This window comes from Gordonia sp. 'Campus' (assembly GCF_022206305.1).
In the GTDB taxonomy this organism is placed as follows: domain Bacteria; phylum Actinomycetota; class Actinomycetes; order Mycobacteriales; family Mycobacteriaceae; genus Gordonia.
In genome coordinates this window covers 239,309-256,619 of sequence record NZ_JAKOIW010000001.1, presented here as the reverse complement: position 1 = coordinate 256,619, position 17,311 = coordinate 239,309, and the positions used below count along the sequence as shown (strand labels likewise).

Below are 17,311 nucleotides of genomic sequence, written 5' to 3'. Positions count from 1 at the left end.
ACATCAGGGGGCAGCGGGCGCCGATCGCAGCGTGAGGATCGTGATCTCGGGCGGCGTGAGAACGCGGACCGGCGGGCCCCACGCGCCGGCGCCACGGGTGGTGTACACAACGGTGTCGCCGATCTGGTCGAGCCCGGTGATCGTCGGCTGCTGGGCCCGCACCAGGTAGCGGATGGGCCAGAGCTGGCCACCGTGCGTGTGCCCCGACAGCTGCAGGTCGACGCCGAGATCGGAGGCCTCCACCGCCTGCTTGGGCTGATGGGCGAGCAGCAGGGTGAAGTCCTCCGAGGACGATCCGGCCAGGGCCGCCGGCAGGTCCGGCTCGTACGGTTCCGGGGCGGTGGCGTCGTAGATGCCGGCGAGTGTGATGGTTGCGCCGTCGACCTCGATGGGGACCCGCGAGTTACGCAGCGTGCGCACGCCGAGTTCCTCCCAGACGTCGAGCCACCGGCCGCCGTCGTCGGCGTAGTACTCGTGGTTTCCGCTGACGCCGAACACACCTAGCGGTGCCTGCAGGTCCGCAAGGGGTTCCAGCGTGTCGCGGACGTTCGGGATCGTGCCATCGGTCAGGTCGCCGACGAGGACGACGAGATCGGGCTTCTGCTCGTTGACGTCGTCGACGACGCGCTGGGTGAACGACGCGTCGCGGGCCGGACCGACGTGGAGGTCGGAGATCACCGCGATGCGCGTCCCGTCGAACTGCTGCGGCAGATTCGCGAAGGTGGCGTCGACGTCGACGACCTGGGGGCGAGACGCTTCGTACACGCCATAACCGGTGACGCCGAGCGCGACGACCACGACCGCTGCGGTCGCGACCCGGAGCTTGCCGAGTCGACGGGCCGCGAACGCCGGGGTGTCCTGCACACCCGACCGGCGTCGTCGGATCGACCGGACGATGTGTGCGGCAAACGAGACGAGGCCGACCACCGCGAGGCCCAGGAACAGGTAGAAGACGGCGGCGAGCCAGATCAGCCCGAAGGTGCCGATCGGTCGCGCCCACGACGGATCGAGCACACGCCCGGTGGCGAAGCCGATGAGGGCGAGCGCCCACAGGATGACCAGTGCGACGTCGGCGATGATCGACCAGGGGCGTGGCATCGCGGTCGCGCGCACGATGCGACGGTGCAACCAGAAGGTGATGAGTCCGAAGACGACGGCAGGAAACAACGCCACGGATGGACTCCTGGGGTGTTGACGACAGGGCGGCGGATGGCCGTGGCCCCGTTACGGGCGGATTGCCCCAATTCTGCCACCGGTGGGCGTTGGTACCCTCGCCGCCATGGCCGAGGTCCTCATCACCCCGCTCGAGCTCGCTGAGATGCTGCTGTCCACTCCACCGGTCCTGTTGGACGTGCGTTGGCAGTTGGGCGACTTCGACGGCCGGGGTGCCTACCGCGACGGTCACATCCCCGGCGCGGTCTACGTCGACCTCGACTCCGAGCTGGCGGCTCCGCCTTCGGGACCGGTCGGCGGCCGGCACCCGCTGCCTGCCATCGCCGATCTCCAGGGCGCGGCCCGGCGGTGGGGGATCGACGACGGCGTCCCGGTGGTGGTCTACGACGACTCCGGCAATCTCGCGGCCGCGCGCGCCTGGTGGCTGCTGCGCTGGGCCGGTGTCGCCGATGTGCGGCTCCTCGACGGCGGTCTCGCGGCGTGGCGTGCCGAAGGTCTGCGGACGACGACGGGGGACGGCGGTCGGCCGCGGACCGGCAGCGTGAGCCTCACCGCCGGACACCTGCCGGTCGCGACGATCGACGACGTCGCGGCCGAGCCGGAACACCTGCTCGACGCCCGTGCCGCCGAACGCTACCGCGGCGACGTCGAACCGGTCGACCCGCGTGCGGGTCACATCCCCGGTGCTGTCAGCGTCCCGACGGCGGACAACGTAGACGCCTCCGGCCGTTTCCATCCGGCCGACGATCTACGGCGGCGCTTCGACGATCTGGGTCTCGTCCCCGGCGCCGGCGACGTGGTGGTCTATTGCGGGTCCGGGATCAATGCGGCCCATCAGATCGCCGCGCTCGCGATCGCCGGTGTCGAGGCGACCCTGTTCCCGGGCTCGTTCTCCCAGTGGTCGTCGGACCCGGCTCGACCGGTCGTCGAGGGCCCTCAACCGTGAGGGATCGCCCGGGCCCATAGACACGTTGTCGACCAATCGTGCCAAGCGGGCCCGTGGGAACCAGGAGAAATGGTGAGATCGGGATGACCGACACACCACACCTGGAGTCGCCATGAGTATCGCCCTGACCGAAGACCACGTCGAACTCGGTTCGGTGGTACGGGATCTCGCCGTCGAACGCAAGGTTCGGGCAGAGGCCCGTGGCCTCCTCGACGCACCCGAGGAGCGCCGGCCGACCTTCTGGCAGGAGATCGCCGACCTCGGATGGCTCGGCCTGCACATCGGCGAGGACTTCGGCGGTTCGGGCTACGGCATCGCCGAACTCGTCGTCGCCGCCGAGGAACTCGGCCGTGCGGTGGCACCGGGCCCCTTCCTTCCGACCGTGATCGCCTCGGCGATCCTCGACCATGCAGCCGACGACGTGAAGACCCGGTGGCTACCGCGGCTCGTCGACGGGACCACCACCGCCGGTGTCGGTCTCGCACCGGGAGTCGCGGCCGACGGCGACACCGTCACCGGCGAGGTCGAGGCGGTCCTGAGTGCTCCGCTGGCGGATCTGCTGGTCCTGATCGCCGACGACGACGTGCTCCTGGTCGAGTCGTCGGCGGCCGGGGTGAGCCTCGAACTGCGCGGCGACCTCGATCCGACGCGTCGGTCGGCCGGGGTGTCGCTGTCGGGCGCCGGTGTCGTCCGGGTGCCCGGCCTCGGTCGCATCGCGCTGGCACTCACCCGCACCCTCGTGGCGGCCGAAGCGGTCGGCGGGGCCGGCGACGCGCTCGACGCGGCCGTGGAGTACGCGAAGGTGCGCGAGCAGTTCGGCCGGACCATCGGCTCATTCCAGGCCGTCAAGCATCACTGCGCCAACATGCTCGTCGGCGCCGAAGCCGCGACCGCGGTGGTCTGGGACGCGGCCCGGGCCGCGGACGAAGGGTCCGATGCCTTCGAGCTTGTTGCGGCTTCGGCTGCGGCACTGGCACTTCCGGCCTACGTCACCAATGCCGAGCTGAACATCCAGGTGCACGGCGGAATCGGGTTCACCTGGGAGCACGACGCGCACCTGCACCTGCGTCGCGCCACCGTCCTGCAGGCGTTCTTCGGTGGACAGCAGCCCGCGCGAGACGTGTTCGAGCGTTCGGCGGCCGGGATCGTCCGTGCCAACAGCCTCGATCTACCGCCCGAGGCCGAAGAACTCCGGACCAGGGTGCGTGCCGACATCGCCGAGATCGCAGCCGCCGACGATCCCGGCGCGCAACGAGAGAAGCTGATCGAGACCGGGTACGTGATGCCCCACTGGCCGACCCCCTGGGGTCGTGCGGCCGATTCGGTGGAACAGCTCGTCATCGAGGAGGAGATGGCCGCGGCCGGTGTGAAACGGCCCGACTACAGCATCACCGGGTGGGTCATCCTCACGCTCATCCAGCACGGGACGCAGGATCAGATCGACCGGTTCGTACGTGCGGCACTGCTCGGCGACGAGGTGTGGTGCCAGTTGTTCTCCGAGCCCGGCGCAGGCTCCGACGCGGCCGCGGTCAAGACCCGCGCTGTGCGTGTCGACGGCGGGTGGATGATCAACGGGCAGAAGGTGTGGACCAGCGGCGCACACCTGTGCAAGCGAGGGCTGGCGACGGTGCGCACCGACCCCGAGGCGCCCAAGCACAAGGGCATCACCGCCGTGATCCTCGACATGTCGGCACCGGGTGTGCAGGTGCGTCCGCTGCGTCAGATCACCGGTGGCTCGGAATTCAACGAGGTGTTCTTCACCGATGTCTTCGTGCCGGATGCCGATGTCGTCGGCACCCCCAACGACGGCTGGACCGTCGCGCGCGCGACCCTTGGCAACGAGCGCGTCAGCATCGGCGGCGGAACCCCGGGCAGCGAGGGGGCGGTGGCGCAGATGGTCGCGCTCACCGAGCGGAACGGCCACCGGGTCGAAGGGATCTCGGCCAAGGTGGGCGAGTTCCTGGCGGTCGAGGACGCCCTACGGCTGCTGAACCTCCGGCGCGCGGCCAGGTCGGTCGTGGGAGCCGCACCCGGCCCCGAGGGCAACGTCACGAAACTGCTTCTGGCGGAACATCTCAGCGATCGCGCTCACCTCACCGCCGAGCTACTGGGGCCCGCGATCGCCTTTACGTCCGGCCCCGGCAAGCTGGCCGGACTCCTGGTGCTCGGTGCGCGCGGGATGTCGATCGCGGGCGGCACATCGGAGATCACCCGCAACCAGATAGCCGAACGCATACTCGGACTGCCCCGCGACCCGCTCAACCGCTGACGGCTGGTCTGTCCCTGAGGTGCCGCTCTGCTGTGGGTACCTGAGGTGCGAGCCAACGGGCCTGTGCGACCCCTGAGGTGCGAGCCAACGGGCCTGTGCGACCCCTGAGGTGCGAGCCAACGGGCCTGTGTCGACCCCTGAGGTGCGAGCCAACGGGCTTGTGTCGACCCCTGAGGTGCGAGCGAAGCGAGCCTCGAAGGGCATTCACCGCCGTCCGGGTGGGGGATCGCCTGCCGGGCGTAATGCCCACGAGGGAACCCAGTGCGTGACCTTCTCCTGCCGGTCCTTGGAGGTGATCGTGTAGGTGACCTTGCCGTACCAGGCGCCCCATTCGTCGCGCCCCCATTCGGTCAGTACGCCCAGGTGAACCGACCTGATCTGCAGGCCGTCGGGATGATATTCGCCGGTGAAGTGGGGTGCGTTGGGGTAGAGCGCGCCGAGGTCGATGAGCACGGCCTTGTGGCCGACGCGAACGAACGCCGGCCGGTGTGGTTGGCCGTTGTCCCCGCCAATCCACTTCATGCCCACCCGGACAGTTTCGCACGTGTGTTCGAGCGATGTCACCTTCGGTCGGCGAGTCGACGGGGGCTCGCGCGAGTGGGCCCGGCCGTCGGTCAGCCGGCGCCCGACCGTTCGCCGACGGTATGAACGACGACGACCTCGGGGTCCCAGGGGACCAACTCGTCGACCGTCGTCTGGAGCTCGCCGACCGGCGGTAGGTCTTGCGGAGCGAGCACGCTGACGGTCACCGTGCTGCCGGTCCACGACACCCCGGTGACCTCGGACGTGTCGTTCCCGGTGGATTCCAGCCAGGACTCCGCCGCCGTCGCGATCTGCCGGGACCACAGTGACGAGAGCGAGTTCGCGACCATCGGGACGGTGACGACGACGAGGGCGACGGCCAGTACGGCGTACGCCCGGCGCCGCGGGGTCCTCGGATGGTCCGCGCCGACGAGTTCGGCGGCCTCCCGGCCGTAGCCCGCGATCGTCAGCACGACCAGGCTGGTGATGATCATCGCGACCACGTTCGACGCGAACAGTACGAAGGCGCCCAAGGCGAGCGACGGCGCGCCCGATCCGAGGCAGACCCCGACGACCCCGAGCGGCGGCACCAGGGAGATGGCGATGGCCACACCGGGCAACACGTCACCGACGTCGCGACGTGTGATGGCGACCGCGCCGGCCATGCCGGTGGCCAGGGCGGCAAGAAGGTCGACGAGCGTCGGCGATGTCCGGCCCAGGACCTGCGAATTGGCGAGCACGTTGGTCGGGTTGGGGAGCAGCTGCGCGAACACGACGCCGAGGATCGTCACCAGGACCACCCCGGCGAGCACGTAACCGAGGCTTGCAAGCACGAGTCGTCCACGGCCGGTGACGATTCCGAGTCCGATGCCGAGGATCGGGGTCGACAACGGTGCGACGATCATCGCGCCGATGACCGTCGCCGTGCTGTCGGCGACGACGCCCGACACCGCGATGATCCCGGACAGGGTGAGCATCAGCCAGAAGGCGCTGCGTTTGGCGTTGCGGTCGCCGATGGAGAAGTCGAGACGTTCGTCGATCTCATTTAGAGTGCGACGCTGTGAATCGGGGATGAGGGAGAGCGTCATCGGGGCCCCTTCGTCTCGAGGTTCTCCGAAAATACCCCGGCGCGGTCCGCTGTCCGGCGGGTTTGGGCCGGGCATGTGGGCCGGTCGGGCAGCTGGATCGAAAAGAATCGGGGACCGGGTCCGGGCCCGGCGGCATCGCGGTGTTACACCTACGCCTAGGCCATGTTGCGGGTGGGGTTTCTGTTCACCGCGGTTCACTGAGGTTCACTGCTGATGTGTGAGTGATTTACGTTGATGGGCAACGGTATTCGGGGCGGATTTGGTTGTGGAGAAACCTCGTCGTCGAACATATTTGCGAGTACCTTGGTGTCATGCCCTCGCTCACCGAACTGCGTGACACCCTCATTTCTCTGCAGCCGCCGCCCGACGATCGGACTGGTCGCCTGGTGTTCGACCGTCTCGACGAATTACGCGTACTGCGCAACGTTCTCGATTCCCAGATCGCGGTACACGCAGCTCGTTTGGACGAGTCGGGCGCGCCGGCACGTGCGGGTTCGACGACGCGGAACGCGTTGATCGAGATGGGGTTTGCCCCGGCGGCCGCGCACCGCTACATGCGGATCGCCGGTGGGGTGGTGTCGTTACCGAAGCTCGCCGACTGTGCGGCGGAAGGCTATCTGGCCGCGGAGTGTGTGGATGCGGTGGTACGCGGGGTCGGACTGATCGACAAACGCACTGCAGCACCGCTTTCCGACGACGAACGGAGTGTGTTCGAGACCGAGTTGTTGACGCAGGCGTTCTCCGGTGCCACCCCGGCCGAGATCGACGCCCATGCCCGCTCGATTGCGGTCGGTGTGGCCGACGCCGACCCGCACGCGGTCGCGGCGGCTGACGATGCGTCGTTGAACACCCTGCACCTGCGGGTGACCGAAGAGGGGCGGGTGGCGATCAGCGCGGAGGTGACGGCGGTGATCGGGGAGAAGTTTATGTCGATGATCGACGAACGGTCCGGTCCGCGCCCGGAACCCGATGGTGCCGAGGACCGCCGCAGTGTCGGGCAACGCCGGGCGGACGGGTTGGAGGTGTTGTTGGATCAGGCGGCGCTCGGTGCGGCGATGACCACCGCGGGAGCGCCGCGCACTCAGGTGTTGGTCACGGTTGCCGCTGATGGTGTCGATCCGGCGCGGTTGCCGTGGCTGGGGGCGGTGTCGGCGTCGACGGCACGACGCTTGTCGTGTGACGGCGGGGTGGCTGAGATCGTCCTCGACGCCGAAGGGGTGCCGCTACGGATGGGCACCACGAAACGACTGTTCCCCCATCATCTGCGGCAAGCGATCATCGTGCGGGATGTGTGTTGTGTGAAATGTGGTGCCCCCGCGGCGCATACCCAGGTGCACCACATCGTGCACTGGGTTGATGGTGGGCCGACCGATCTGGACAACGGATGTCTGTTGTGTCAGCGGTGTCATACCCAGGTGCATCACCACGGCTGGGAGGTGGTGATGGGTCCCGACCGGCATCCGTGGCTGATCCCACCGGCCGACATCGACCCCCGGCGTGTACCCCGGCCGGCCTACAACCGGCGCACCATGCGACTCGACGACGCCCTGGTGTAACCGCTCCCGCCCACAGATCCTCCGGCGTCGACACCGGCGCCCTACGACCTTTGACAACTCCACAGTGTGTACCAGAGCCCGCCCACCCGGGTTTCGTAGCGAAAGATGGTGTATAGCACCTGTTTTCGCTACGAAATCCCGGCGGGGTCCGGCACCTCGGACGAGGGTGTCCGCCGGAACCGGGCAACAGCGCCTACGTTGGGACACATGACACCCACGCGTATCTCCGGTCCGATCACCTGGCTCGCCGTGTTCCTCGCCGTGGCGCAGGTGCTCGCACCCATAGTCCCGTTCTCCGGCCTCGGTGCATCGCCGAACGAATCGACGACCGATCTGCTCATCACCCCGGCGGGCTGGACGTTCTCGATCTGGAGCCTCATCTACCTGCTGTCGATCGTGTTCGCCGTCGCCGTGGCGTGGAAGGGGGCCACCGGGACCGGCAGTCCGCGACGATTGCTCATCGACCTCGAAGTCGCGTTCGCCGGTGCGGCGGTGTGGATTCTGATGTCGGCCGCGGAGTGGACGTGGGCGACACCGATCGTGCTGACGGTCATGACGGTCGCTCTGCTCGACGCTGCCCGGATCGCCGCCGGCCCGGCCGACGCCTCGGTGTCGCGATGGCTGAGGGTCCTGACCCGGGTCCTCGTCGGTGTCTACGCGGCATGGGCGACCGCCGCGGTGTTCCAGAATTGGGCCGCGGCGATCGGCGCCGACCTCGCGGACCCGCGGTCCCTGGGATGGCAGCTCGCTGTCCTGGTCACGTGTGCCGTGGTCGGGCTCGCGGTCACCGCAGCTGTCGGGTCGGTGCTCGTCGCCTACCCGCTCACGCTGATCTGGGCGTTCGTCGGGATCATCGCGACCGCTCAGGGCGTGACGACGGCCGTCGTGGGGGTCGCGGTCGGGACCATCGTGGCGCTGGTCGTCACCACGACGGCAGTGACGGTACTGCGGCGACGGGCGAGTGCGCCGACTCCTGCCGCGGCACGATAGGACGGAACCGATACCGCGAGTGGTGGACCATCACCGACCGCACCGACCGCACCGACCCGCCGACCGCGGACCACGCCGACCCGCCGGCCGCGGACCACACCGACCGCCCGACTACACCGACTGCTGGTCGTCGACCCTCCTGCGGTCCTGACCGCGATGCGTCGGGACGACCGGATGAATCCCGGACTGCGCCGCCGAGGCGATCATCCGTTCGGTGAGTTCGGAATCGGCCTGCGCGCGCCGGGGATCGGCGACATCGCGATGCCACGCCGTCCGTCCGCCCACGACGACCTCGCGGAGGTTCCGCAGTCCGCACCCCAGGACGTACGTCGCGATCGGGTCCCAGACGGGGCCGAGGTGGGGCGAGCGAGGATCGACGATGAGCAGGTCCGCGAATTTGCCGACTTCGAGGGAGCCCACCCGGTCGGCGACTCCGATGGCCGACGCCGACCCCAGCGTGTGCAACGCGAGCACATCGGCGGGTGTCAGCAGGGCCGCATCGCTGTGTCTGCCACGCTGCAGGAACAGTCCCGTGCGCATGTTCTCGAAGGGGTCGGACACATCGGTGCACGACTGATCGTCGACGCCCATCCCCACGGTGACCGAATCCCGTAGCAGGCGCGGCACGTCGGCGATTCCGGAACCGAGCCGCCCGTTCGACATCGGCTGCCAGACCACGGCGGACCCGGTGTCGCGCACCCTCGTGACCATCTCGTCGGTCGGGTGGACGAAGTGACCGAATGCGAAGCCGGGTCCCAGGACACCCGCGGCGTCATACCAGTCGAACTTCGACTGCTGTATCTCGATCTGCTCGGCGGTCTCGACGAAGTGCGCCTGATTGGTGATGCCGTACCGGTCCATCAGGGCGCGTTCGCGCTCGGCGGTCGCCGGGGTCGACGACCACTGCACCGCGCCGTAGACCGAACCGCCGAGATCGAAAGCAGGATCGACGGTGTCGAGGTGGGCCATCACGGCGTCGAACCCGGCGAAGGCGGCGTCCTCGCCGAGCTGCTCGTCGTCGAGCCGCACACTGGTGACGAAACGGATGCCCGCCGCGGCCAGTCCGTCGACCTGCGCGTTGACGAACTCCGCGGGGTGGACACGGGCGGCCTTGAGGACCGACTCCTCGTAGTCGAAGAGGGCGATCACCCGCGACTGGGTGAAGTTGTACACCGACGTGATACCCGACGACAGGTGATCGAGCCCGCCGGCCAGCGTCATCCAGTACAGGTCCTCGGCCTCGGCGCCGAGCAGCATCGTGCTGTTGAGGGTCACCCACTCGTAGAGCGGGCTGCTCGCTGCGACGCCCCGCATCCCGCCGGTGTAGATGTGACTGTGCGCGGACACGAAACCCGGTGCGAGAAAACAGCCGTCGAGGTCGTGGCGCGGTTGCGGAGCGTCGACAGGCGGCGTGCCCTCGCCCATGCCGGAGATCCGGCCGTCGTCGTCGACCGTCAACCACCCCCAGAACCAGGGAGTCTCACCGGCCACCGGCAGGATGAGTGCGTTGTGATAGGTCCCGCTCATCCGGGTAGTACCTCCGATTTCCAGTCGTCTGCCGTGCGCACGAACCGAACCCGCTGCGACGGGCCGTCGGGGTCCCCGCGCCAGAAGGTCAGCTCCCGCAACGCGATCCCGAATCCGGTCCATGTGGCCGGCGCGTCCAGGTGTGGGTGGGTCTCGTCGAATCGCGCCCAGCGTCGTCGCCGCTCGCCGGCCGACAGCCCGACGAGTTGCTCGTCGTTCAGCCAGGCGAGCAGCTGCAGGTAGCGGCTGCGTCGAGAATACGTCTGCCGGAGAGCATCATCGGGCGCACGGTGAACGTCACCGTGGGCGACGAGCTGACGTCCGACTTCGGGCCACGCGATGGCAATCGACGCGCGGGGACGGTCCGCCAGTTCGGCGACCTTCGACGACCGGGTGTCGGTGTGGAAGTAGACCGCGGTGTCGTCGGCTTCGCTGAGGAGGACGTGCCGCACCCGTGGGTAACCGTCACGCCCGCAGGTGGCCAGCGCCATCAGCGGTGGCGGGTCGTCGGGGCCGGGCAGCCACCTGCGCAGCAGCGTCATGGGGTCGATGCTCAGCTGATCGTCGGTGTCGCAATCGGATCCGAAGCGGGTGCCGCTGGTGATCACCGGCGGACCCGTCCGGGATCGAAGACGGCGATCTCCGGAAGCGCGGCCACCAGCGCGTCGACTCGCTCGTCGAAGAGGCCGGCCCCGATGTCGGCGTCGGCACCGGTGGGATCGCCGATGACCCCCGACTCGGCGAAATCGGTGGACAGCCAACCGAACCGAACCGGCCCCGCGAATCCGACGAGGGAGGCGTCGGCGACCCCGTCGGCCACCGCCGCCACCGCCTGATCCATGTGGACGAGGTCCGGCCGCAGATGCAACATCATCGACGTCTCGGCCCAGCCCGCGTGGATGCCGAGGCCCCGCTCGGTGGGGCCGGGGTGTGCCGGTCCGGAGGAGAAGAACGTCTGCAGGTCGAAGCGGCGCCGCAACTCTCGGGCGGCGACCTCGATGAGGGCCGAGTTGCCGCCGTGCGCGTTGACGAACAGCAACCGTCGAGCGGGTGTCTGTGCGAGGGAGGCACCGATGTCGACGATGGTCTCGAACAGGGTCGAGGCACGCAACCACACCGTGCCCGGTAGTCGGGCGTGTTCGTCGGACTTGGTGTACCCCAGCGACGGCAACAGCCAGACATCCTGTCCGGCAGCCGCTCCGCGCTCCACGACGGCGGCCGCCACCGCTTCGGCGACGATGAGGTCGGTGGCCAGGGGCAGGTGCGGTCCGTGTGGCTCGATCGCGCCCGTGGGCAGGACGAGGATCGAGTCACGCGAGAGCGCGGTGTCGATCTGCGCGGTGGTGAGCTCGGCGTAGCGGCGATTCACCTGGCGCTCGGGCGCGGTCACATCCACCGGCCCGGATTGAGCAGTCCCCGGGGATCGGTTCGCTGCGCCAGCGCGTGCACCCGGTCGGCGTCGAGATCGACGTACCACTGGTGCGGCGAGTGCACCCCCACGCCGAGTTCCTCGAGTGCGGCGACGCCGTCGATCACCTGCGCGGGGTTGCGATAGATCCCGTTGAGCATCCCGAACATCATCTGGTGGCCGACCTCGAGGTGGAGCATCCCTCCTTCGTACACCTGCTCCACCTCCTCGAGCCGGTGGACGAGCGCATCACCGCGGACCTCCATGTGAAACCATCTGCCGGGCTGGGCTTTCTGCAACCACCACGTCGGATGGTTGTAGGAGAGGGTCGACAGTTTCACCGTCTCGGCGATGCCCTCGCGGACGGCCTCGATGCGCCCGCCGGACGCGACCAGAAGGTCCGTCGCCTCGTCGAGCGCACGCGCGTCGACGATGCCCCGCACACTCGCCCGACCGCGGACCAGCGCCGGGTCGTCGGGCAGCGCGGCGGTGACGACCGCCCCGTCCGCAGACAGCAATCGAGGCTTCGGTTCGATCGCCGCGAGGTCGAACGCGGCGTCGAACGCCTCCCGCTGAGAGCCGAAACTCGCATAGACACAGCGCCATTGCTGCAGCGGTTCGACGCGGACCGACGCGCTCACGATGATGCCGGCGACACCGTAGGTGTGGACGAACGGCTGGGCGTCGTCGCCGTCGAGATGGACGATCTCGGCGTCCTGCGTCGCGTACACCACGTCGAGCGCGTCGACGAACCCCTGGTGGTTGCGGCCGTGCACGATCGTGCCGGTACCGGCCGACCCGCCGCCCAGGAACCCGCCGAGGGTGGACTGCACCGTGGACGGGTACATCCACAGTTGACTGTCCCGGCCCCAGGCGGCCTGTTCCAGATTGATCATGCGTGCGCCGGCCTGTGCGGTCACGGAACGTTCGGTGACACTCTGGATCTCGGTCAGCGAGGTCATGTCGAGCACGAGCCCGCCGAAGCGCGGTATCACCTGTCCGTAGTTCCCGGTGCCCTTGCCCCTGGTGGTGATCGGTACGCCGCGGGCGACCGCGGCTCGCACGATGTCCGGCACGACGTCGGCCGTACGGGGATAACACACCAGATCGGGGGTGCCGAGGTCCTGCGCGGACAGGATCGGGCTCATTCCGGAGCCGTCGCGTGCGGCCCGATCCAGGGCCCGCGGCAGCGAGGTGACGCCGCGGGGCCCGAGGATCGCGAGCAGATCGTCGGCGAGAGCATCGACGTCGTCGGGACCGAAGTCCGGCCGGCCCTCGTCGGTGGCGACCGCGACAACCGGGGCGGTCATGACGGCAGGCCCACCGAGGTGTCGATGAAACGGTTGGTCGCGATGGCGTCGGGGGTGAGGCCGGCGGCCGCGGGAGTTCCCTGTTCGGTGAAGATCGGGCCGGTCACCTCGAGAACCCTTGCGACCCGCTCGGTGTCGAAATCGCCGATGGTCGCGTTGGGGCCGTTGCCCACCAGCTTCAGGTCGGCCATCGTCTGCCGTGCGTAGTCGGCATTGCGCTGGGAGTAGACCCACCCGGTGTCGTACTGCTCGACGGCATCGAGGATGACCTTGTCCGCGGTCTCGGGTGAGGCCATGTAGTCGACGGCGGCGCGTTGCAGGACCGGTACTAGTTGCTCGAGGCACGCCGAGTTCTTCTCCAGGTCGGCCGATCGCACCGACATCGCGGACTTGTATGTCGGGAATCCGACGTCGTGCACGAGCTGGTACTTCACCGGCTTCTTCCAGCCCTCGACCTCCTCCTTATACAGCTGGGGTTCAGAACTGGCATAACCCTGCTGGGCGGTCTTGCCGCCGTCGGTGACGAAGTTGGCCGGTGTGCCGTCGTAGCTGCCGTCGACCTGGCCCGGTGCCAGGATGCCCGCGCCGGTGAGGTAGTCCATGTACGTCGATCCCTCGAAGTACAGGACGCGGGCGTTCACCGGCTTCAGATCCGCGATGCCCTGGGCCTGCGGATACGTCGCGGGGTCCCACATGATCATCTGCGGGCTGATGTCCAGGGGGGCCATCACGCCGGTGGTCGGGTTGGATTCGGAGTTCTGGATCGCCTGATCGGTGTCGACGTAGCCGAGCAGGATGTCCGGATCCGAGTACATCTGGGAGGTCACGGACTGGAAGCCGATCGCCGGGCCGCCCGCGCGGATCTCGACGTCGACGCCCGTGTACGAGCCGCGGTCGAACAGCGGGCCGACGACGCGTTTGCCGCCCGCGCTGATGGCCGGGTCGGGACCGAGCAACTGGTACAGGTGCCCGTGCTCGGCCTCAGGGTTCCAGTCGGTCTGGATGACGACCTTCTCCGGGCAGGCGGCGCTCAGGTCGACCGGGCCGATGCTGCCCGAGTATCCCGACGATTCGGTGCTCTCACCGGAGCCGCAGGCAGCGGTGAAGGCCAGGGCTGCGGCGACCGCCGCGACGCCGGTGGTCCTGCTCAGTCGGCGCCAGACATGTGTGTTCATCGGTCCTCTTCTGTATCGGTGGTTTCGGGCGGGCGCCCGGGAGCCGGGCGTCCATGGGATGAGAGTTCGAGTCTTCGAAGTCGGTTGTGCGGGTGTGGAGCTCGGCCGTGCACTCTCAGTGCTGATACCACCGGCCGACGACGCGGTTGCCGAGCCAGCCGAAGAACCAGAACACGGTGACGCCCAGGAGCGAGGCGAGCACGATCGAGGCGAACAACTCCTCGGCCTGCAGACGCGACCGGTAGTTGTCGATGAGGATGCCGATTCCGGGATTTCCCTGTTTGAAGAAGAAGTCACCGACGATCGCGCCGACCACGGACAGTCCCGCCGAGATCCGCAGACCGGCGAAGATGGCCGGCATGGCGGCGGGGAACTCCAGTTTGCGCAGCACGGTGAACCGGCTCGGGTGGTGCAGGGCGAACAGGTCGCGCATCTGACGGTCGACCGATCGCAGGCCGAACAGGGTGTTGGAGACGATGGGGAACAGCGAGATCAATACGCAGACGAACACGCGTGCGCTGAAACCGAATCCGAACCAGAAGCCGACCAGGGGGACGAGCGCGAGGATCGGGACGCATTGCAGTACCACCGCATAGGGGAACAGCGCGTTCTCCATGAGCCGTGACTGTGACATGACCACGGCCCACACGACGCCGATCACGGCGGCGATCACCAATCCGGTCAGGGCGACGGTCGCCGTCCGGCCCAGCGCCTCCCACATGTCCTGTGCCGCATCGCCGAGGAGTCCGTCCGTGACCACCTTGTGCGGCGGGGGCATCAGGAACCGGCGGCCGGGATCGAGGACGGCGTAGCTCACGAGGTACCAGAGGCCGAGGACGAGGGCCAAGACCACCAGGGGACCACCGACTCCGCTGGCCCGGGAACGCGAACGCCTGCGCCGCCGGGTGCGCGCGGCGACGGTCAGTTCGGTGGTGGATCCGGTGTTCGCCGGCGCGTCGGAACCGGCCCGCGCGGGCCTGGTGGTCGTGACGCCGGTGGCGGGGTCGGTGTCCGGACTGGTCATGAATGTGCCTCTCGGAGTGCGCGGGAGATCCGGCCCGCGATGGCGCCGAATTCCGGCTCGAACCGCAGATCGGGGGAGCGGGGGTACTCGAACGGGACCTCGATCTCGTCGACGATCGTTCCGGGCCGGCCCGACATCACGAGGACTCGCGTGGAGAGGAAGGCGGCCTCGGCCACCGAATGCGTGATGAACAGGCCGGCGAATCGTTTGACGGCGAACAGCTCCGTCAGATCGGTGCCGAGCCGCTCGCGCGTCAGTTCGTCGAGTGCGGCGAACGGCTCGTCGAACAGGAACAGATCCGGGTCGAGGGTCAGCGACCGTGCGAGCGACACCCGCATGCGCATACCACCGGAGAGCATGTGCGGCAGGTGTTTCTCGAATCCGTCGAGGCCGACTGTCGTCAGGGCGGCCCGGACTCGTTCGCGCCGTTCCGACTTCGGGGTGCCGTCGAGTTCACCGAGAAGTGCCACGTTGTCGGCGACGGACCGCCACGGCAGCAGGGTGGCGTCCTGGAACACATAGCCGATGCGGTCGGCCCCGCTCTGCATGTACCCGCCGGTGATGGTCTCCAGACCCGACGCCAGCCGCAGCAAGGTCGACTTGCCGCAACCCGAAGGGCCTACGACGCTGACGAATTCGCCCTCGCGGACGCTGAGGCTGACGTCGTGCAGGGCGTCGGTTCCGTCCGGGTACGTCAGATCCACGTGTTCGAAGCCGACGAGCGGGTGACCGAGTGCGGGCCGGGGGGCCGCTGTTGAGGAACTCATCATCTCTCCATGCCGACGAGGGACGGGAACGGGCTTGCGGGCGAGGGGGCCTCGGACTCGGTGACTCCGGGCAGGGTGATCTCGGGGAACGCGGTCCAGGTGGTGGTCTGCGTGCGAGCGACCGGACAGCCGTTGACGATGACGACCCGATCGGCCGGAGCGGTGGCGATCACGTCGACGGGGTCGGTCCCGCGCACCGCGAGGAGATCGGCGCGGGCGCCGACGACAGGGCCGGCGGGTTCCAGCCCGAGGACAGCACGCGCCTCGTCGGTGACGAGGGACAGGGCGGTGGCGGGCTGTTGATGCGCGGCGGTGACCAGCAAGGCGGCCGTCTCCAGCGGGTCGGCGCGACCGACGGGGTTGAACGGGTCGCGGATGTTGTCGGCCCCGCCGGCGACTCGGACGCCGTGATCGCGGAGGACGTCGATCGGGGCGATCCCGCGACGGCCTGCGGATTGCCCCTGCCGGCCCTGCAGGTACAGGTTCGTGACGGGCAGGGCGATGACCGAGACCCCCGCTCGCGCCAGCGCGGCCGCCACGCGTTGCAGATCAGGGCCGGGCAGTGTGTCGAGGCGGCAGCAGTGCCCGGCGGTACGGATGCGATCGGAGGGCCAGTCGGTGACCCGTTCGGCGAAGGCGTCGATCGTGAGGTGGTCACCGTCGAGGAACTCGTCGACGTGCAGGTCGACACCGAGTCCCCGCGCGTCGGCCAGATCGAGTAGGCGGGTGAGCTCGGCCCGGGGGTCGTCGGCGATGTGCGGTGCGCCGCCGAGGAGGTCGGCACCGGTGTCGAGCGCGGCCTCGATGTGGTCTGTCGGAGTGAGTGGACTGGCCAGGACGGTGACCTGCATGTCCATCAGACCTTGGAGCGAGTCCCGGACGTCGACGAGGGTCCGCACCGCGCGGAGGGGATCGTCGTGGGTGAGGATGTCGGCGTGCGTTCGGACCGCGGTGATCCCGTTGCGCAGCATGGCGGAGGTCGCCTGTAGCGCCCGGGTGCGGAACGACTCCGCGGTGAGGCGGACGCTACCCGCCCGCCATGTGGCGATCGCGTCGGCGAGGTCGCCGATGGGCGGTGACAGCTCGTTCCAGGACAGGGCCTTGTCCAGGTGGGCATGAGGCTCCGCCGCGGGTGGAAGGAGAACATGCCCGCGCAGGTCCAGCCAGCCGGGGCGCCGGAGCGAGCGGTCGTCGGCCGGGCTGATCGACGAGACTCTCCGGACACCCACCGGGTCGGTCGACACGTGGATGTCCACGACCGATCCGTCGGGCAGCGAGCCGGTGACACCCGGTACGGGGGTGTCCGGATCCGGGGCTGTCTGCAATGGCTGCATCACATGAACTCCGTTGCGGGACTGGAAGGATGCGCATCGGTGCGCGGTGATTGCGGGTCCGCCGTGGCTGGGTCGGCGAAGATCGAGCGTTTCGTGATACTTGTTGACCACGTCAACAAGACCGAATATAGGAATGCGCTGTTGCCGCGACGTTAACCAGAGTCGCGAGCATGTAACCATCGGCGCGGATCGTTGAGGGGATCGACGAGGAGGAGGTGAGGC

Annotated in this window: 15 protein-coding genes; 4 read left to right on the top strand and 11 right to left on the bottom strand. The window is 68.7% G+C overall.

All coding sequences use genetic code 11. The features are described from left to right. Positions 1–3: 3 nt before the first annotated feature. Positions 4–1,173, bottom strand: coding sequence for a metallophosphoesterase (locus MAY35_RS01120; protein ID WP_238418782.1), 1,170 nt, complete (start codon positions 1,171–1,173; stop codon positions 4–6). Positions 1,174–1,279: 106 nt separating this feature from the next. Here MAY35_RS01120 and MAY35_RS01115 point away from each other — a divergent pair, with 106 nt between their 5' ends. Together MAY35_RS01115 and MAY35_RS01110 are read left to right on the top strand one after the other, a co-directional pair. Then, the gene (locus MAY35_RS01115; protein ID WP_238418781.1) at positions 1,280–2,119 is read left to right on the top strand and encodes a sulfurtransferase; all 840 of its coding nucleotides are present in this window, start codon (positions 1,280–1,282) and stop codon (positions 2,117–2,119) included. A gap of 112 nt (positions 2,120–2,231) precedes the next feature. Next, positions 2,232–4,388 carry an acyl-CoA dehydrogenase gene (locus MAY35_RS01110; protein WP_238418780.1) on the top strand — a complete coding sequence of 719 codons (2,157 nt, stop codon included), beginning with the start codon at positions 2,232–2,234 and terminating at the stop codon, positions 4,386–4,388. Positions 4,389–4,592: 204 nt separating this feature from the next. Here MAY35_RS01110 and MAY35_RS01105 read toward each other — a convergent pair whose 3' ends face one another. Further along, positions 4,593–4,910, bottom strand: a complete 318-nt coding sequence (locus MAY35_RS01105; RefSeq protein WP_101819646.1) for a hypothetical protein — start codon at positions 4,908–4,910, stop codon at positions 4,593–4,595. A 92-nt stretch (positions 4,911–5,002) separates the two neighbouring features. Beyond that, a complete protein-coding gene (locus MAY35_RS01100) occupies positions 5,003–5,998 on the bottom strand; it encodes a TIGR00341 family protein (protein ID WP_238418779.1) in 996 nt (331 codons plus the stop codon). Positions 5,999–6,309: 311 nt separating this feature from the next. On the opposite strand from MAY35_RS01100, the gene MAY35_RS01095 reads away from it, so the two are divergent. Then, entirely contained in the window at positions 6,310–7,554 is a 1,245-nt protein-coding gene (locus tag MAY35_RS01095; protein WP_238418778.1) for an HNH endonuclease signature motif containing protein, read from the top strand. Positions 7,555–7,761: 207 nt separating this feature from the next. Next, positions 7,762–8,544, top strand: coding sequence for an MFS transporter (locus tag MAY35_RS01090; protein WP_238418777.1), 783 nt, complete (start codon positions 7,762–7,764; stop codon positions 8,542–8,544). Positions 8,545–8,655: 111 nt separating this feature from the next. On the opposite strand, the gene MAY35_RS01085 is transcribed toward MAY35_RS01090, so the two are convergent. The 8 genes from MAY35_RS01085 to MAY35_RS01050 form a co-directional block, all read right to left on the bottom strand. Then, on the bottom strand, positions 8,656–10,071 hold the full coding sequence (locus MAY35_RS01085; protein ID WP_238418776.1) for an amidohydrolase family protein: 1,416 nt from the start codon (positions 10,069–10,071) through the stop codon (positions 8,656–8,658). Then, the gene (locus MAY35_RS01080; RefSeq protein ID WP_238418775.1) at positions 10,068–10,679 is read right to left on the bottom strand and encodes a pyridoxamine 5'-phosphate oxidase family protein; all 612 of its coding nucleotides are present in this window, start codon (positions 10,677–10,679) and stop codon (positions 10,068–10,070) included. The genes MAY35_RS01085 and MAY35_RS01080 overlap by 4 nt, the downstream gene beginning before the upstream one ends. Beyond that, complete coding sequence (locus MAY35_RS01075; protein WP_238418774.1) at positions 10,676–11,461, bottom strand: creatininase family protein; 786 nt, start codon at positions 11,459–11,461, stop codon at positions 10,676–10,678. The genes MAY35_RS01080 and MAY35_RS01075 overlap by 4 nt, the downstream gene beginning before the upstream one ends. Continuing rightward, positions 11,458–12,789: an FAD-binding oxidoreductase gene (locus MAY35_RS01070; protein ID WP_238418773.1), complete on the bottom strand. Its 1,332-nt coding sequence runs from the start codon at positions 12,787–12,789 to the stop codon at positions 11,458–11,460. Before MAY35_RS01070 ends, MAY35_RS01075 begins: the two co-directional genes overlap by 4 nt. Next, complete coding sequence (locus MAY35_RS01065; RefSeq protein WP_238418772.1) at positions 12,786–13,964, bottom strand: ABC transporter substrate-binding protein; 1,179 nt, start codon at positions 13,962–13,964, stop codon at positions 12,786–12,788. The genes MAY35_RS01070 and MAY35_RS01065 overlap by 4 nt, the downstream gene beginning before the upstream one ends. Before the next feature lie 115 nt (positions 13,965–14,079). Next, positions 14,080–14,988, bottom strand: coding sequence for an ABC transporter permease (locus MAY35_RS01060; RefSeq protein ID WP_238418771.1), 909 nt, complete (start codon positions 14,986–14,988; stop codon positions 14,080–14,082). Next, the gene (locus tag MAY35_RS01055) at positions 14,985–15,755 is read right to left on the bottom strand and encodes an ABC transporter ATP-binding protein (protein ID WP_238418770.1); all 771 of its coding nucleotides are present in this window, start codon (positions 15,753–15,755) and stop codon (positions 14,985–14,987) included. The genes MAY35_RS01060 and MAY35_RS01055 overlap by 4 nt, the downstream gene beginning before the upstream one ends. Next, positions 15,755–17,089, bottom strand: a complete 1,335-nt coding sequence (locus tag MAY35_RS01050; RefSeq protein WP_238418769.1) for an amidohydrolase family protein — start codon at positions 17,087–17,089, stop codon at positions 15,755–15,757. Before MAY35_RS01050 ends, MAY35_RS01055 begins: the two co-directional genes overlap by 1 nt. Positions 17,090–17,311 lie beyond the last annotated feature (222 nt).

Bases quoted from the DNA above. Each gene is read 5' to 3' on its own strand.
- MAY35_RS01070 (WP_238418773.1), bottom strand. From the start codon at position 12,789: ATGACCGCCCCGGTTGTCGCGGTCGCCACCGACGAGGGCCGGCCGGAC.
- MAY35_RS01100 (WP_238418779.1), bottom strand. From the start codon at position 5,998: ATGACGCTCTCCCTCATCCCCGATTCACAGCGTCGCACTCTAAATGAG.
- MAY35_RS01060 (WP_238418771.1), bottom strand. From the start codon at position 14,988: ATGACCAGTCCGGACACCGACCCCGCCACCGGCGTCACGACCACCAGG.
- MAY35_RS01065 (WP_238418772.1), bottom strand. From the start codon at position 13,964: ATGAACACACATGTCTGGCGCCGACTGAGCAGGACCACCGGCGTCGCG.
- MAY35_RS01055 (WP_238418770.1), bottom strand. From the start codon at position 15,755: ATGAGTTCCTCAACAGCGGCCCCCCGGCCCGCACTCGGTCACCCGCTC.
- MAY35_RS01105 (WP_101819646.1), bottom strand. From the start codon at position 4,910: ATGAAGTGGATTGGCGGGGACAACGGCCAACCACACCGGCCGGCGTTC.
- MAY35_RS01090 (WP_238418777.1), top strand. From the start codon at position 7,762: ATGACACCCACGCGTATCTCCGGTCCGATCACCTGGCTCGCCGTGTTC.
- MAY35_RS01050 (WP_238418769.1), bottom strand. From the start codon at position 17,089: ATGCAGCCATTGCAGACAGCCCCGGATCCGGACACCCCCGTACCGGGT.
- MAY35_RS01115 (WP_238418781.1), top strand. From the start codon at position 1,280: ATGGCCGAGGTCCTCATCACCCCGCTCGAGCTCGCTGAGATGCTGCTG.
- MAY35_RS01110 (WP_238418780.1), top strand. From the start codon at position 2,232: ATGAGTATCGCCCTGACCGAAGACCACGTCGAACTCGGTTCGGTGGTA.
- MAY35_RS01095 (WP_238418778.1), top strand. From the start codon at position 6,310: ATGCCCTCGCTCACCGAACTGCGTGACACCCTCATTTCTCTGCAGCCG.
- MAY35_RS01085 (WP_238418776.1), bottom strand. From the start codon at position 10,071: ATGAGCGGGACCTATCACAACGCACTCATCCTGCCGGTGGCCGGTGAG.